Origin of the sequence: Companilactobacillus zhachilii (assembly GCF_003606365.2) — a bacterium.
GTDB classification, from domain to species: domain Bacteria; phylum Bacillota; class Bacilli; order Lactobacillales; family Lactobacillaceae; genus Companilactobacillus; species Companilactobacillus zhachilii.
On the sequence record NZ_CP031933.2, the window covers coordinates 1593816 to 1611900 of the forward strand.

Below are 18085 nucleotides of genomic sequence, written 5' to 3' on the forward strand. Positions count from 1 at the left end.
TTCATCTTTCAACACGACTTAGTATATGACACATTTTTATTTTTGTAAACGGTTTCAGTAGATTATTTTTTAAATCATTTATTTTTACTTTTCAAACCTACCGCTAAATCCGCTCAAGATCAGGCATTGAGGCATGATTTTATATGTAATCGTTTTCTTAATCTTTTCTACCGTTATAACGCACAATTAATGCTAGACAAATTATCGTTATCGTAAGAAATTCTAGTCTTTTTTATAACTCGATTTTTTTAAGGTACTTTTTACTAGATACTTTTGTAATCGACAATAAAGCGATTACAAAATTTCCTATTTCATCAAAATAATAACTTTCTGAAACATTCAGTCCAATTGTTTTTAAATAATCAAGTAAAATACGAACTATTTACTATTTATTTACATAAACATTCATGTTATTCTTAAACATATAAAATTTAAGGAAGTGTTAGATTATCACCTATCAATTAGTTATTGAGGGAAGTTACTTTTCTTCTGCTAACTTTGACAAGGCGGATTTCACACCAGAATCACTTATATGTGTAGACCAGTCAGGAATCATTGACCGTGTTATATCCGTTACTGATAACGATTATCAGACCGTCAAGCAAGTTGCAATAGACAATAACGTCCTCAAACAAGTTCCAACAGGAAGTTATCTTTTACCCGGATTCACTGATTTACATATTCATGCGCCCCAGTGGCCTCAAGCTGGATTAGCTTTGGACAAACCGCTTAATGAGTGGCTCAATACGTATACTTTTCCATTGGAAGCTAAATTCAAAGATTTAGACTACGCCAAAAAAGTTTACCAAAGTTTAATTCAAGAATTACTCGCCAACGGAACAACAACTGGTTTGTTCTTTGGCTCTGTTGATACAAATGCTAACTTAGTTTTAGCTCAAATTTGTGCTGATTTAGGACAACGTGCCTTCATCGGTAAAGTTGCCATGGATAATCCTGAACAAACACCTGATTATTACCGTGACGAATCAGCTGCAATGGCCTTATCTGAAACAGAAACTTTTATTCAAAAATTGGCTGAAATGAAACAAGCAACTGGCGCCGATTTAACGGCTGTTATCACTCCTCGTTTTGTTCCTAGCTGTACTGACGAAACGCTTCAAGGATTAGGTGATTTAGCTAAGAAATACGATTTACCTATTCAATCTCACTGTAGCGAAAGTATTTGGGAAGACCAATACGCTATCGATCGGTTCAATTTACGCGATGCCGAAGTTCTGAATAAGTTTGGTCTTTTAACCGACAAAGCTGTCATGGCTCACGGAACACAACTCAGTGACGATGATTTAGCGTTATTTGAACAACAACAAGCAGCTATTGCCCACTGCCCTATTTCCAACGCTTACTTTGGAAACTCGGTTATGCGCGTTCAAGCTGCTCACAATAAAAATGTTAAAGTCGGTCTTGGGACTGACATCTCCGGAGGATTTTCTCCTAGTATTTATCGCAATATGCAACAAGCTATTATGTCATCACAAATGTTACAAGATTCTGGCACACCAGCTGCTCGTCTTTCTGCAAGCAATGCCTTCTATCTAGCTACTATCGGTGGTGCTAAAGCTCTACATATCAATTCTGGACAAATTAAAGCCGGCTTCAAAGCTGATTTTCAAATTGTTCAAGATCAATACTTCGAACTCTCTTCAGATAAATCATCTGAAATATTTGAGAGACTTGTGTATCACACAAATAAAGAAAATATCAAACAAGTTTATGTGGCTGGTAAATTAGTCCATAACAACCAAGGAGAAAATAATGGCAAATAATAAGAATAATCTACTCGTCGGTCCAGATGACAAAATCGGCATGGGAGAGGCTGGTTTCTTAGGCCTACAACATGTTCTAGCAATGGATATCTACGTTCCACCTATTATTTTGGCCGGTATGATGGCTATGGGTCTCAGTGACCAAATGGGACTACTTCAATCTACCTTCCTGGCTGCAGGTATCGGTACCATTCTTCAAACGTTTGTTTTCATGAAGATGCCCGTTTCTCAGGGACCTTCCTTTGTTCCACTAGGAGCAGCAGCAGGTGTTGTGTTAGCCTCTGGTGGTCTAAAAGGTAATGGTATGGGTACACTGATCGGTGCTTTACTAGTTGGTTCAGTTATTTTAATTATCTTAGGTGCTACTGGTATTTTCCAAAAAATCATCAACCGCTTGGTTCCCGCTTTAGTTGGTGGAACAATTATTACTTGTGTTGGTCTGTCATTGATTCCAACTGCTCTAAACAGCAATATCTTCAATGCGCCAGGTAAAATTGACAACAACATTATTTTAGCTTCTGTTACTGCCCTAACTTTAATTGTTTCTGTTGGTATCAGTTTGAAATTTCCAAGTGTTCGCCGTTTCTTCAGAACCAGTTCAATTATTCTAGCCCTTGGTGTTGGTACAATCGTTTCAACTATGATGGGTATGTTTGATTGGAAAGCTGTTTCTGACGCGGCATGGTTTGGTTTACCACAAAGAACTGTCTTCCACTGGGGGATTAATTTTAGCCCTTCAGCAATCATCACATTTATTATCATCTACGCTGTTATTACAACCGAAACAACCGGTACTTGGTTCGCTATGGGAGCCGTTACAAACCATGAAATCACAGACAAACAATGGAACCACGGTATCATCGGTGAAGGTCTAAGTTGTATGGTGGCTGCATTACTCGGAACAACCCCTGTTACTGGCTATTCAACAAATGCCGGTGTTATCTCAATCACTGGTGTTGCAAGTAAAAGAGTCTTCTTATTTGCAGGTATCTGGTTCTCCATTTTAGGATTCTTCAGTAAATTGTCAGCTTTCCTAGCTGCTATTCCAGCTCCGGTTATCGGTGGTGTTTTTGCCATTATTACAGTTACAATCATGCTTAATGGTTTAAACGTTATCCGTGGTCTTGAGACAACTGACCGTGACCTTTACATCATTGGTATTCCAATTGTCTTAACTTTGGCCTTGGTACTTCTACCAGCCAACGTGACAAAGAATGCCCCACAAATTCTACAATATCTACTAGGTTCACCAATCGCTATGGCTGCCATTGCTGCTATTATTCTTAACCTAGTTATGCCTAAAACAAAACAACTTAAAACAAAGGCTGCTTAAGCCAATCAAAAAAGAGTCTGGAACAAAACATAGCTTTTTCCGCTTAAAACAAATGACCCCAGCAATCCAAAATCGGATTACTGGGGTCATCAAAAGCTGAACATGTTTTGTCCCACTCTCTTTTTTTAATTGGCAGTAATTTGTGTACGGCCATTTTTTTTCGAATGATAAAGATTTCCATCAACCCGGGCATAAAAATCATTAGGTTCCAAATCAGCTTGGGAAATAGTAGAAACACCAACCGATATGGTTAATGAAATAGTCTTACCATTTACTTCAACATCTGAGTGATTGACAGCCATGAATATTTGGCGAACAATCGGTTCTGTCGATGGTAAATCGTAACCAGGAAAAATGACATTGAATTCCTCACCACCGGTCCGAAAAAGTTTAACCGTTGGATCATTTTCATCAATGACCGTTTGCACTATTTCCGCAACATGACGTAACACTTTATCACCTGCTAAATGACCATATGTATCATTAACATGCTTAAAATGATCAATGTCAAACATCATCATCGATAAATGTAAATTATTTTTCGTACTCAAATCGAATAAACTTCTAATCTCCGTTACATACGCTGCATAATTCTCCGTCTTGGTTAAGGCATCGTGATTAGCGAATTCCAACAGATGTAATTTTAATTTGCTATCACGCAAAATCATCGTTACATAACTATACAATAACACCTGGAAAATGATGAAATATGACAGTTCTTCAAACAGAGTCGACCATGCAAGATCAAACTTGATCAACATGAAAAACCACAATAGCGATCCAAAGAAAACCCCACTTAAAATGTATGCCACAAAAGGATAGTCACTATGCTGTCGGCGTCGAATAATATTCAGCGAAGAATAATAAGCCACTAACGTAACGCCGTGACACCATGACTCCCAATAACCTAACGAGCCATTGAAAAACATATATGCCACCATTATTGGAAAGAAAATATAATATGGCACATGGATATTCAAAAAGTAAGCACAAAAAACTAAGGCAATCAACTGAAAGTTCATGAACTGCCATGATACTGGTGTTCCCACAATCGTCGCCTGCATACTAATGATAAAAATCCCCATATAAATAACCCCAAAATAGGAATTTATTTTATCTTCATCAACCTTAATTTTTTTAGCTCGTAACACCGTTTTAAGGCCATCATACATAACTTGATATAGAGTAAAGACTCCCAAAATGAAAAAGACGCCGGAGATAAATGGCGATACCCGCCATATTGACCATGTCAAAAACGCAAAACCTCTTTTAACTTTTATTTTTGAATCTCACTGAAGCTACTAAACTAGCAATTACATTTTAATTAATCATAATTTTATTTATAACATGACCTAGTTATCTTAGCATAAAAAAATCTCACCATTCCACTTATTTGTAGAAAAGCGAGCATTATTTTAGTAAACACCTAAAGGTTGAAACTAGAACGTGATTTTAAACGGTTCTTTAAAGTTACTTGAACTTCTTATTCTTAGATAAATTCAGCCTAGCAAAATATCTTAGGTATCAAGCTATTCTTGAGTTAATAAAGAACTAGTCGGAAGATTCAGACCGTGGCTCGGGCCGTTCCGCACCGCCAATGACAACTGTCTGAATCTGGAGACGGCATTAGTACAAAAGTCTAAATGGCAGTGATTTGCATACGTCCGTTTTTCTTGGAATGATACAAATTATCATCGACTCTCTTATAAAAGTCATCTGGCTTTTTATCGGTCGAAGAAATACCCGACACTCCCATTGAAACAGTAAAACTAATTTCATCGTCACTACTTTTAACAGTTAAGTGATTCAATGAATTAAAAATCTGATGCACAATCGGTTCTGTTGCTGGCAAATCATACCCTGGAAAAATCACATTGAATTCCTCGCCACCAGTTCGATAGAGTTTAACTTTAGGATCATTATCATCTATCACATTCTGGGCCGTCGCAACAGCTTTTTGTAAGACCAAATCACCTGCCAAATGTCCATAAGTATCATTAACATGCCTAAAATGATCAATATCAAACATCATCATTGATAGATTTAAATTATTACGCAAACTATTTGAGAAAAGATATTTCATTTCTGAAGTGTAAGCTGCATAATTTTCTGATTTTGTTAAAGCATCATGATTGGCAAAAGCTTCTAGGTGACCTTTAAGTTCACTTTCACGTAACAACATGCGAACGTAGCTATATAGTAAGCCTTCAAAAATAACCAGATAACCCCATTCTTGTAAGAAGACACTTGTTGTTAAGTGGAACTTCAAGGCAACAAAGAACCACATAATACCACCCCAAATAACACCGACAATTATATAGCCGATAAAAGGATGGGCACGTGAAGGAAGTCTTCGTATGTAGTTGAATGACCAATAACTAAACATGACACTCAATGCGTGACACCACGACTCCCAATAGCCAATGGAATGATTAAAGAGCATGTACACGAGAATAATTGGCACAAAATAATAAATTGGCACCCGAATATCAAGGAAGTACGCACAAAAAATAAGTGCAATGATAATAAAATTCATAAATTCCCACGATATAGTTTTCCCCACAATCGTTGACTGCATGCTAAAAATAAAAATCAGCATATAAACCACACCGGAGAATGATTTCACCACATTATCGGAAATGGGTACTTTCTTTTCATGGACAACTGTCTTCAACCAATTAAAAACTACTTGATATAGTGTGAAAACACCTAAAATGAAAAAAATACTGGTGATTACCGGTGAAACGTGCCATACACTCCATGTCATACCGTTTATTTGCCCCTCTCTGAATCAATACTTTCATACAATCGTTTTCACATTTTAGAATACTCTTATTATTATATTTATCAATTAAAATTTTACTATTTTATTTATCGAATTTCGATTAAAATACATTTTTCAAACAAAAAGAGCGTGACAAAACCTAGTCAACTTTCGAGAATTAAGGCAGATGGTGCCAGTCATCCGATTTTGGATTGCTGGCACCATCTGGTTTAAGCTGAAAAGCTATGTTTTATTCCAACCTTCTAAATTACTTTTTAGAAATAATCGATTAATTCGGGCTTTTCCTGAACAAATACATCACATACGAGTCCAATCTTTTTATCATCACCAGTTATACGACCATATTTTCTCAACGACTTCAAAGATCGATAACCAAACATCGCTTTCGTTAAATCTTGAATTGTCATTTCCATATCTGGTGTCGCATCATCAGCAATTGAAAAACCGACGATACCATTTTCAATAGAAAGCTCCCAAACGTGATTGTTCCAACTTAACTCATCGGTAACTTTTAAATAAGTTTTTGGCAAAACTGATACCTGTACAGGATAACGCCCCATAAAATCACTTAATTCTACAATTCGAGCCATCATATAAGGCTTAACAACTAACTTTGCGGAATTAGGATCGTCTAGGATATCAGCTTTAAAATCAGGATCTGGTGTCTCGTAGACAAACTTTTCAAAAATGGATTGATGCTTTGTAACAAATTTTCCGAGTAATTGACGGCTAAGTGGATTTTGATTAAACCACTCGTGAATATAAAAAGTTGTCCCGACACTGTAATAAATCAAATAACCAATTAAATTACCATTATCATCAAAAGCTGTTGCCACTTGATAATCATTGTGCTTATCAAGCATATGGTCCCACCACCACTCGGCACGAACGACACCGCCTAAATGATTGTGACCCAAATACATTAGTTTAACGTCATCATGAAGATTTTTAATATTATCTCGCTCAACGTGACCATGATCACTATTAGCAATCCGTGGCAAATCTACACTCTTCATAGAAACAATAGAATGGTCAAAAACTTGCTCATAACCAAATTTTCTATAATAAGTATAGGCAAAAGGTGCTAAATAGGACAAAGTCACATGATTTTGATGCATATCCGTCAAAGCAGCATTCATTAAAGAACCCGCTCCCCCACGACCACCAAACTCAGGCGCACTCATTACATCACCGATACCATTCATTTTATAATTGACACCGTGAAAATTAACATCAAACGGTATACTAAACAATCCACTACCTAAACGTTTGCCATTCATAATTCCATAAACTAATGAGTGATCAAAACGCTCTTTAAAAACATCCCTACGATGCTTTGAATCCTCACGATTAAATGAATATAAATACAGTTCATAAAATTCATTAAACTTATCTTTGTCGAGTAAATATTTATTCATATTTCCCTCCTATAATGAGTTGTCTTGGTTTATCTATCCGATTGAACATTTCAAATTATAATATATAACACACCATGCTAGGTGTATATTTTCAACAAGCCTATACAACATTTACTTTCAAACAACTAGCTGGAAAGAGCAAGGAATTTAGGTTGCTGTTAAGGTGGCGTAAGCACTAAAGTGCTAACGCCACGGACGAGTTTTGAAATTTGCGACCTTTGTAAAGTTCAAAATCGAGGTTTGAGACCTCGGCTCAAACCGGTCCCCATAGCAACCTAAATTTCTTGCTCTTGGAAGCGGCATATTCACGCGCTCATCCTATAAAAAAATACTATTCAATTGAGAATAGTATTTCTTTATTTTTATTCGGCTAATTTGAAACTGATCCAAGGCTTGATGTAGTTTAACAAGAAAGCCTCATTAGAATTCAAGTGTCCCACAACATTACGACGACCATCGTTCTTTATATCACGAAGGGCAATTTGCGTCTCACCTTTGTATTGACCGTAGTTCTCATTAACAATGATGATATCACCGCGTTTGATATCTTGAGTATCATGGGCGGGAAAGTTCCCATCTTTATAAACTACTCGTGTCATTGTACTACGTAACAAATAGTCAGATGCATCACCACGATATACATGAGTCGATTTCAAAATAACTTCTTTTTCAAGGTCAGTCGCATTGTCTGAGAAATCAACTTTCAAAACTGGATATGGTGCAAAGAATGCATCGGCTGCTTCTTTGAGTTCTTCATCAGATGCGTATGTATTACCAATGATGACATCATCAACGACCCCACTCAAGAGCAGATGCTTAACTTGAGTAGCGATTGGTAAATCACGATCATCTTCAAGGGTTGGTAAACCATCTTGAACAGGCCAAGGACCAAAAGTTGCACTATGTGAACTGACAAATGCAGCTGAGTGAATATTACGGTCCTTGAAGAAGTTTGACCATTTAATGAAGAAGTCTTCACCTAAGCCAGTATATCTTTGAGGATAAAAGTTGTGACAACCTAGGAGATTATTCGTATCCGGATGATATGAAATAATATTATCTAAGTAGTGTGTACCAGAACTCATATTGATTTCAATCTTCAACCCATAAGGATTACGAGTCATCTTAGCCTCTTCCATACCAGAGAAGCCCTCGTCTAGTCGGATACCGGCAGCGCCAAGATCGTGGAAGAATGATAAATCATCATAACTAATATCAAGTGCTTTAAACAATCTAGGATTCATATCAACAATCGTCACAAAGCCCAATTTATTACCATAGGCAATGGTTTCTTTGAAACGGTTAATTGTCTTGTCTTTATCATCACCTAATTCAAGTAATGATGCGAAAATACGTGAATAACCTAATTTACTAGCAGTATCAAGATATTTTTTATCTTCTTCTAAAGTTGAATGCTCTGGATATAATGACAATCCAAGTCTTCTCAAAACATGACCTCCAAAAAACTAATTATTATTTAGAAAGTTTAGCTGAATCTAATTCTTCTGCCAATTTTTCTTTATCCATTGACTTGAAGAAGTAGAAGTAAATCAAAGTATCAAGCACAATATTGATAATTTGCATTACAGCACCTGATAAGTGACCAGTTGAAATAAATCCTGAAAGGATTGGTGGAGTTGTCCATGGAATATAGACACCCATTGGTCTTGCAACTAAGTTTGTTGCCATACCAATATATGTAGTTGTTACGTTAACAAGTGGAGTTAAAATAAATGGAACTAACATCTTGTAGTTCATAACAATTGGTAGACCGAAGAGAATAGGTTCGTTAATGTTAAACAAAGCAGGTCCAGCAACAAGTTTACCTAAAGTCTTAAGCTCTTTACTCTTAGCAGCGAATGCTAGAAGCATAGCCAAACCGATTGTGGCACCAGAACCACCCATGTGAACGAAGTTATCAAAGAATGATGTTGTAACAATATTTGGTAGAGCTTTACCAGCAGTGAAGGCTGCGTGGTTTTGGTTCAAAGCTGTTAGCCAGATAGGCATCATAACACCAGAAACAACGTTAGCACCGTGAATACCGAAGATCCATAAGAAGGAAATTAGGAATTCAGCAACTAAAGCACCTGGCAATGTGTTACTCAAGTGACCTAGTGGTGTTGCCAAGAAGAATGAGATGATGTTTGGAATACTTTGCATTGGTGTTGCTTCAACACCGATACGAATAATCCATACAAGAGCCAAAATAATGAAACCTGGGAACAAAGCAGCAAATGAGTTACTTACTGCAGGTGGAACTGTATCAGGCATCTTGATTGTCCAGTTCTTGTGAACCATCCAAACATAGAAGTCGGTAATGAATAGACCGACAATAATAGCTGTAAATAAACCAGCTGAGTCAAATTGTGTCAATGGAATCCACAATGCGCCAGCCTTATCTGTCTTCAATGGAATAGTAAGTACGAATGCACCTAATGAAACAATTGAAGCAGAGATAGGATCAACTTTATAACTCTTAGCCAAGTTATAAGAAATACCAATGACAGCAATCAATCCCATGATATGGAATGAAGCGTTGGTTGGATATTGTAATACTGTTGCCCAGTTCTTACCGAAGATACTAGCCATGAAGTCTAGATAGGCTTGAATTGGAAATTGTGCGATAATCATGAACAATGAACCAATGATGATCATTGGAACAGCTAATGTCATACCATCACGCAATGCAATCAAATGACGAGAAGAAGCAAGCTTGCCGGCGATAGGAATAATCTTATCTTGGACAAAGCTGCCGTTTTTCTTTTCAGCCATGTGCAAAACCCCTCAAATAAAATTTGTTACAAAGCAGAAACACTGGTAACTGCTTACAAGAACCATTGTAACCCTTTTCATTAATAATTGTGTACTTTTATGAACGAAATAATAAGTTATCATAAAAAAAACACGTTACTAATCCGTAACATGTTCCGTAAATCTATTATCAATTTGGTCTACCATCTTGTGGTAAGCACAATTAGCAATTTGCTCTAGTGTGTACACGATTGGCACCTGTGTTGTCACATTAATGTGACCTTTGCGGTTTTGTGGAGTGTCATACGAAATCGAAAAGTCTGTTATTTGGTTTAAAACAGAGTACGAATTAGCCGTTAAAGCTATCGTTTCCGCCCCATTCTTCTTATAATAACGTGCTTGTTCCAAGACCTGATCCGTCTCACCTGACACAGAAACCAAAACTAATAAGGTTTTTGAAAAATCACGGTCTGAAAAAGGTTCTGGTTGGAATGGATCAATTATTGGTAAAGAGTAAACTCCATAACTTGAAAGAATACTGGAGCCATACTGAGCGACGCGGCCACTATTACCTACTCCAAAAAACAAAACTAAGTCAGCCGCGTTAATCATATCTGCCGCCTGATTAATCTTGTTATCAAATGGTTCCTCATCAGCAACCAACTGGAAGAAATTCTTAATAGGCTCCATACTAGGATCCTGTTGAGCTTTAGTAGGTTGCTTCAGACTTTGTTTTAGAGCAAATTTGAATTCGGAAAAGCCACTATAATCCATCTTCTTCAAAAATCTTAAAATAGTAGTCGTTGAAACATGAGCAGCATCAGCCATCTCACGAATAGTCATATTTTGAACTTCTTTTGTATGACCAATAATGTATTTGTAAACAATCAATTCCAAACGATTGAGTTCATGAACTTTTTGATATGGGAACATATTTTGACCTCCTTTGTAATTGGTCTATATCTATTTTAGTAAATATATTTCTATTATATATGTAACAAATTACATATTCTATAACGAAATCACTTTAAATGTGCTTGACTATGGATATTAGGTAATATTCCGCCTCCAGGAGCAAGAAATTTAGGTCGCTATGGAGGGAATGTAAAAATATATATAAATTCAACTAGTTCACACACTAATCATGACTATTTTTTTAGTGAATAATTCTGTATTTTAATATTAAAGAATATTGCTAATAACCTAGCCTCCGGTAGCGTGAAATGTAGGCAGCAGTGCAAGTGGCGTTAGGGATTTATCCCTTACACCACGGGACGAGTTTTGAAATTCGCGTACTTTGCGAAGTTCAAAATCGAGCCTGGAGACCTTGGCTCCAGGCGGTCCCCACAGCAGCCTACATTTCACGCTACTGGAGGCGGCAATTAACAAAAGAAGCTGAGACAAAAATTTACGATTTTGTCTCAGCTTCTTTTAATTGACTCAGTCTAATTGTGATCCGTTTGAACGAATTACTTTTTGATACCAGTAGAATGAGTCCTTCTTTGAACGTTCAAGTGTTCCGTTACCTTCGTCATCTTTATCAACATAAATGAAACCGTAACGTTTGGACATTTGACCTGTTCCTGCAGAAACCAAATCAATGCAGCCCCAAGGTGTGTAACCTAATAGATCCACACCATCTTCATTAACCGCTGTTATCATTTGTTGAATGTGTGCTCTAAGGTAATCAACACGATAGTCATCATGAATACTGCCATCAGCTTCAACTTTATCGTAAGCACCGAAACCATTTTCAACAATCATTACTGGCTTGTGATAGTGTTCTGTCAACCAGTTCATTGAGTAACGCAAACCAATTGGATCAACTGGCCAGCCCCAATCGTTATATTTCAAATTAGGATTTTTAACTGTTTCACGATCACCGACAAACTTAAATTCAGGATTATCATCACTGTATTTAACTGTCATGGAATTGTAGTAACTAAAGCCGACGTAATCGACTGTTCCTTCAAGTAAAACAACGCGATCTTCTTCAGTAATATCAGGTCTTAAATCATGATTCTTGAAGTATGCTTCCATGCCGACTGGATATTCACCCAATGCTTGTACATCAGCCCACCAGTAACGTCTTTGCATGGCCTTCTCGGCTAGAAGAATATCACGTGGATCTGCTGATGCTGGATAAACTGGCGTAAAGTTAACCATATTACCAATTTCAAAATTAGGATTGATCTTATGACCAATTTTAACAGCTAATGCGCTAGCAACTACCTCGTAATGAGATGCTTGATACATCAAGGCTTCACGTTCAGCTTCTGATTCATTATCTCTGAAAATCAAGCCCGAATCAGTAGCGATAGCAAAGTCATTAGTAAAGGTAGTTTGGTTATTGATTTCGTTAAAGGTCATCCAATACTTAACCTTATCTTTGTAACGTTTAAAACAAACGGTTGCAAATTTTACAAAGAAATCAATTACCTTACGATTTCTCCAGCCACCATACTCTTCAACTAAGTGATATGGCATTTCAAAATGTGACAAAGTGATCACAGGTTCAATTCCATATTTTAAACATTCATCAAATAAATCATCATAAAACTTCAAACCAGCTTCGTTAGGTTCTGTTTCATCACCATTTGGAAAAATTCTTGTCCAAGCAATTGATGTTCTAAAGCATTTAAAACCCATCTCAGCAAATAATTTCACATCACTCTTATATTGGTGATAAAAGTCGATTGCTTCATGGTTAGGATAATTTTTACCGGGGATAATACCATCAGTAATTTCACGTGGCTTTTGATATGCACCAGCGGTCATAATATCTGAGACACTGACACCTTTTCCATCAACATTCCAGGCACCTTCGAGTTGGTTAGCTGCAACAGCTCCACCCCATAGGAAGTCTTTTCTTAAACCACTTTTTGTTGTTTCAGTCATCTAAAAACGCTCTCCCTCTTTTGTTTATTCTGCGATATCTTGACCGTTTGAGGCGATAACTTTCTTATACCAAGCAAACGAGTCCTTCTTATAACGTTTCAAACTACCGTTACCTTCATCATCTTGATCAACATAAATCATACCGTAACGTTTCTTCATTTCACCGGTACTTGCTGAAATCAAGTCAATGTGACCCCAAGGTGTGTAACCAATTAAATCGACACCGTCTTCTTTAACAGCTTTTTCCATTTGTAAAATGTGATCATGGAAATAAGAAATGCGGTATGGATCATGGATACTACCATCAGCTTCTAACTTGTCGTGTGCACCAAAACCATTTTCAACGATAAACAATGGTTTATGCCAACGTGTTGTCATCCAATTCATAGCATAGCGAAGTCCAACGGGATCGATTTGCCAACCCCAATCTGATTTCTCTACGTATGGGTTTGAAACCAAATCGTTATGTTCATCATAGTCGAAATGAGTTTCACCATCTTTAGCTTGTGTTGTGAATGACATGTAATAACTAAAGCCAACATAATCAACCGTGCCAGCCTTAATTGTTGCCAAATCAGCAGCGGTAATATCAAGATCATAACCCTTGCGAGCCCAATACTTTTCAATCCATTCTGGATAAAAACCAAGTGCTTGAACGTCACCAAAGTAGTAACGATATTGCATAGCACGCTCGGCTTTCATAATATCGGCAGGCTTAGAAGTCAATGGATAAACTGGGCACATTGCAATCATCGAACCAACTTGTAAACTTGAATCGATCTTATGTGCGATTTGAACCGCATGTGCACTGGCAACAAACTCATAATGAGCAGCTTGGAACATTTCTTTTTCCCAGTTGTCATCTTTGCCTAATTCCAAACCAGAGTCTTGCAACAATGGATGTGGATCACGCCAATCAGTTTGATTATTGATTTCATTAAAAGTCATCCAATACTTAACTTTATCCTTATAACGCTTGAAACAAACTTCAGCAAACCGATCAAAGAAATCAATCAACTTACGATTGCTCCAACCACCGTACTCTTTAACCAAATGGTATGGCATTTCGAAATGTGACAAAGTAATTACTGGTTGAATACCATATTTAAGGCATTCATCAAACATATCATCATAAAATTTTAAACCGGCTTCATTAGGTTCTGTTTCATCACCATTTGGAAAAATTCTTGTCCAAGCAATTGATGTTCTGAAACATTTCAAACCTAATTCGGCGAACAACTTGATGTCTTCAGGATACTTGTGATAGAAGTCATTACCCCAATGATTAGGATAAATTTCTCCATCCTTGACACCATCTGTTACTTTACGAGCAACTCCATTAGCACCAGCCGTCATAACGTCAGCAATACTTACACCCTTGCCGCCTTCATTCCAGCCACCTTCTAATTGATGAGCTGCTACGGCGCCACCCCAAAGGAAACCTTCGGGCATTTGAATTCCTTCACTCATTGAAATTATTTCCCTTCTTTAGCAAGTCTCTTGTACAAATCAACAATTTCTCCAGCCAAGTCTCTGAATGTGATTGCATTCATGATGTGGTCTTGTGAGTGAACCATCAATAAAGTAACTTTTGCATGTTCACCATTAGCCTCTTTAGTAAGCATATCTGTTTGTGAGTTATGAGCATCTACTAGAAAGTCATCTGATTCCTTCAATTTTTGATCAGCAACTGTAAATTGACCCTTCTTAGCAGCATTGATAGCTTCAAATGCTGAACTCTTGGCATTACCACCATTGATAATTAGTCCCATTACTGTTTGTAGTTGTTCATCATGTTGTTCTTCAGCCATTTTATAAATCTCCCTCAATAATTTAAGCGTTTTCTTTATTTTAAATAACTAAAGGGGTGCTAATTTGCGCCCCTTGTGTGTTTTTTTTATTAATGATTAACCGATTAATTTTACAGCTTCACGTAGAACCTTTTCACCGTTCATCATTCCGTAGTCTTGCATGTTGATTACTTCAACAGGAATACTCAACTTGTCTTTGAATTGTCCTTCAAGATATCTTACTTGAGGTCCAAGCATTAATACATCAGGATGTTTTTCTTCCAATTTTGCATCTGCATCAGCAGCAGCGGCAGCGAAGATTTCTGCATCAATGCCATCACTCTCAGCAGCCTTTTGCATCTTTGATACTAGTAAACTTGTTGACATACCTGCTGCACAACATAACATAATTGTTTTTTCAGCCATAATTAAATACCCCTCTTGATCCGTGATTTTATTTATTTGTTTTTTTGCTAAAACGTTTACTAAAAACGCTTTCATAGAACAATTAGATTGTATAACGCTTACTGAAATTTATCAAGATGTTTTTACTAAAAAACAAATTTTAATTAATATTGAACGTCGTAATGGTTATTTCTTGATATTAATAGGTTTTATATGCCGTCTCCAGATTCGGACAGTGGTTACTGGTGGTGCGGAACGGCCCGAGCCACGGTCTCGGACCTCGGTTTAAGCCTTGCAAGTTCGGCAAGTCTTAAACGCGCCCGGTGCTGTAAGAACGACAAAAGCGGTCGTCCTAACACCACATTCACCACCAGTAACCACTGTCCGAATCTTCCGACTAGTTCTTTATTAACTCAAGGATAACTTATTTTCATGTCTTTTATTACCGTTTGAATAGGATTCTGTAACAACCATGCTATTAAAATATTTATCCGTAACAGAATAGATTCATACCAGACTATTTTGAGACCCACTTTAGTGTATTTGTTATTTTTGATACGGTATAACCAATCAATTTGATAAAAAGTGTCGCATTATTTGAAATTAAACATAATAAAAGGCTAGATACTTTTTCTGGATTAATACCAAGAAAAAATATCTAGCCTTTCATATATTCGACTCTATAACCAGCTTTACAACTTTGATGAATCTTCCAAAATTTGATTAATCATGGTTGCCACACCATCTTGATTATTTGTTCCAGTTATTTTCCACGCCGCACCCTTGACACTATCAATTGCATTATCCATAGCAACGCCATAGCCAGCTTCTTTGACCATATCCAAATCATTACCATAATCACCAAAACACATGAAATGCTGCATGGGGATTCCTGTGTCACCTGAAATCTTTTGCAGTGCTGACAATTTTGTAACATCTTGACGATTGATTTCAAAATAATAGCTACCAGAGCGACTGATAGTCACTGGCAATGATGTAAACGACTCTAATTTCTTCTGTAATTCTTTTAACCGACTGGGCTGACAACTGAAACATACTTTATAGACATTGAAGTCCGCTTTATCATTCATCTTTTGCAGATCACCCATGGAACGGGCCTTGATATGATGACGGCTCATCCCTTCAAAATACGTTGTCCAACTGTGATTGGGGTCATAAATGTGTACGTCATTCAAACCATCTAAGACAACTTTAAATTTGCTAAATTCAGACCGTTTCAACATTTCAGCTACGACAGCATGGTCGAGTGGTTGGTCGATTACCTTTTTCCCCTGTGGATCAACGACGACTGCCCCATTTAAAACAACTCGATAACCTGGTACTTTCAAATCATTTTCAAAATACTTATTTACAGAATGTAACGTTCTCCCCGAACAAATAGCAAATTCAATTCCAGAATTGACCGCATTACGAATAGCTTGGACATTTTTGGATGATATTCGACTGTAACTATTCAGTAACGTTCCGTCTAAGTCAGTTCCAATAAACTCAATCATTAGTTACGTAACCCCTTACATTGATACAATTTATTACAATCATACGACACTGCCTGTAAAAAAAGAAGTCCCTTTCACAATTACTTTGTGACAAGGACTTTATTTAGATCAGCAATGAATCCTGGATAGGATACATCAATAGCTTCAATATTTTTTATTTTAAATGGCTGATCCGTCAAAATTGAAGCGATACAAAGCATCATCGCAATTCGGTGATCATTATGGCTATCAACATCATCTTTAACCTTGATTTCTTGATTTCCGTCAACAATAATTTGATCATCATGAACTTGCATAACAATACCTAATTTAGCTAATTCAGTCCGCATATTGATCAATCGGTCACTAATTTGTAAATAAACATCGTGGATTCCATCAATAATCGTTTGTCCACTAGCTTGAGAAGCCAACAGTGCAATCAAAGGTATCTCATCAATAATAAACGGCACTTGTTTGGCAGAAATCACCGTTCCATGTAATTTTTGCGCTTTGATAACTAAATCACCAAATGGCTCAACACTGTTAATCGAGCGGTTTTCGATACCAATATTAGCGCCCATTTGTTTAACAACATTTAACAAGCCTATCCGCGTTGTATTCAGGCCTACCCTAGGCAAAGTAATCTGGCTTCCTTCTGACAATAAAGCTCCGGCAATATACATTGCAGCTGATGAAAAGTCACCCGGTATCGTTAAATCTTGTCCGCGTAAATCACTATGACCAGCATGAACGGTAATAATTTCTGGATCGACAGTCACATCAGCTCCAAAATAATTAGCCAAAATTTCCGTATGATTACGTGTTGGTAACTTACGAATTAATTTCGTGTCGCTGTTCGCATAAATTCCTGCCAAGATTAAACTACTTTTTATTTGGGCATTTGAGATATCTTGATGATATGTAATTCCTTGCAGATTATTACTACCAGTAATCTGCATCGGTAATGCCTGCTCAGTCGTGGGCTGATAGCTTGCACCCATCTCTTTTAAAAGGCTCACTAAGTGGCTTGTAGGACGCTGACTGAGGTATTTACCACCTTGTACTTCATAAGCATTGGTACTGCTAGCTAACACCCCAAATAACAGACTTCTCAAAGTACCAACATTGTCGATCTGCAAGGGATGATCTAAAGGCTTTAATTGATGATTAACTCCTTTAATTATCATATCCTTATTGCTAATTTCCGTATGAATCTTAGCACCAAGCTCCCTAAAAGCTTTGACCGTAACAGCCAAATCATCGGCATACATGAAATTGCTGATTTGAGTCACCCCATCAGCCAACGCACCAAACATAATGGCTCGATGTGCAATACTCTTGTCACCAGGTACTGTAACCTCACCTTGAAATTTAAATTTACGTGGTTGCGTATTAAAATCGAACATTACTCCTACACCTCAA

The 18085-nt window shown here is 37.1% G+C and carries 14 protein-coding genes; 2 read left to right on the forward strand and 12 right to left on the reverse strand.

Annotation, left to right across the window (positions count from 1 at the left end; genetic code table 11):
- Positions 1 to 566: 566 nt before the first annotated feature.
- Together guaD and D1B17_RS07215 are read left to right on the forward strand one after the other, a co-directional pair.
- Entirely contained in the window at positions 567 to 1784 is a 1218-nt protein-coding gene (guaD, locus tag D1B17_RS07210) for a guanine deaminase (RefSeq protein WP_338026101.1), read from the forward strand.
- A complete protein-coding gene (locus D1B17_RS07215; RefSeq protein WP_120142333.1) occupies positions 1774 to 3117 on the forward strand; it encodes a uracil-xanthine permease family protein in 1344 nt (447 codons plus the stop codon). Before guaD ends, D1B17_RS07215 begins: the two co-directional genes overlap by 11 nt.
- A gap of 125 nt (positions 3118 to 3242) precedes the next feature.
- Here D1B17_RS07215 and D1B17_RS07220 read toward each other — a convergent pair whose 3' ends face one another.
- From D1B17_RS07220 to aroA, 12 genes are all read right to left on the reverse strand, one after another.
- Complete coding sequence (locus D1B17_RS07220; protein ID WP_120142332.1) at positions 3243 to 4370, reverse strand: GGDEF domain-containing protein; 1128 nt, start codon at positions 4368 to 4370, stop codon at positions 3243 to 3245.
- Positions 4371 to 4756: 386 nt separating this feature from the next.
- Positions 4757 to 5884, reverse strand: a complete 1128-nt coding sequence (locus D1B17_RS07225; RefSeq protein ID WP_120142331.1) for a GGDEF domain-containing protein — start codon at positions 5882 to 5884, stop codon at positions 4757 to 4759.
- A gap of 272 nt (positions 5885 to 6156) precedes the next feature.
- Entirely contained in the window at positions 6157 to 7320 is a 1164-nt protein-coding gene (locus D1B17_RS07230; protein WP_120142330.1) for a GNAT family N-acetyltransferase, read from the reverse strand.
- Positions 7321 to 7682: 362 nt separating this feature from the next.
- A complete protein-coding gene (locus tag D1B17_RS07235; RefSeq protein ID WP_120142329.1) occupies positions 7683 to 8768 on the reverse strand; it encodes a DUF871 domain-containing protein in 1086 nt (361 codons plus the stop codon).
- 25 nt (positions 8769 to 8793) lie between these two features.
- Positions 8794 to 10095, reverse strand: a complete 1302-nt coding sequence (celB, locus tag D1B17_RS07240; protein WP_120142328.1) for a PTS cellobiose transporter subunit IIC — start codon at positions 10093 to 10095, stop codon at positions 8794 to 8796.
- Between the two features lie 138 nt (positions 10096 to 10233).
- Entirely contained in the window at positions 10234 to 11007 is a 774-nt protein-coding gene (locus tag D1B17_RS07245) for a MurR/RpiR family transcriptional regulator (RefSeq protein WP_120142327.1), read from the reverse strand.
- A 507-nt stretch (positions 11008 to 11514) separates the two neighbouring features.
- Positions 11515 to 12972 carry a 6-phospho-beta-glucosidase gene (locus D1B17_RS07250; RefSeq protein ID WP_120142326.1) on the reverse strand — a complete coding sequence of 486 codons (1458 nt, stop codon included), beginning with the start codon at positions 12970 to 12972 and terminating at the stop codon, positions 11515 to 11517.
- Positions 12973 to 12996: 24 nt separating this feature from the next.
- The gene (locus D1B17_RS07255; protein WP_120142325.1) at positions 12997 to 14442 is read right to left on the reverse strand and encodes a 6-phospho-beta-glucosidase; all 1446 of its coding nucleotides are present in this window, start codon (positions 14440 to 14442) and stop codon (positions 12997 to 12999) included.
- A 5-nt stretch (positions 14443 to 14447) separates the two neighbouring features.
- Positions 14448 to 14783 carry a PTS lactose/cellobiose transporter subunit IIA gene (locus D1B17_RS07260; RefSeq protein ID WP_120142324.1) on the reverse strand — a complete coding sequence of 112 codons (336 nt, stop codon included), beginning with the start codon at positions 14781 to 14783 and terminating at the stop codon, positions 14448 to 14450.
- 96 nt (positions 14784 to 14879) lie between these two features.
- Positions 14880 to 15188, reverse strand: coding sequence for a PTS sugar transporter subunit IIB (locus tag D1B17_RS07265; RefSeq protein WP_102195536.1), 309 nt, complete (start codon positions 15186 to 15188; stop codon positions 14880 to 14882).
- A gap of 671 nt (positions 15189 to 15859) precedes the next feature.
- The gene (locus D1B17_RS07270) at positions 15860 to 16684 is read right to left on the reverse strand and encodes a Cof-type HAD-IIB family hydrolase (protein WP_120142323.1); all 825 of its coding nucleotides are present in this window, start codon (positions 16682 to 16684) and stop codon (positions 15860 to 15862) included.
- 80 nt (positions 16685 to 16764) lie between these two features.
- On the reverse strand, positions 16765 to 18069 hold the full coding sequence (gene aroA / locus D1B17_RS07275) for a 3-phosphoshikimate 1-carboxyvinyltransferase (protein WP_120142322.1): 1305 nt from the start codon (positions 18067 to 18069) through the stop codon (positions 16765 to 16767).
- Positions 18070 to 18085: the final 16 nt, after the last annotated feature.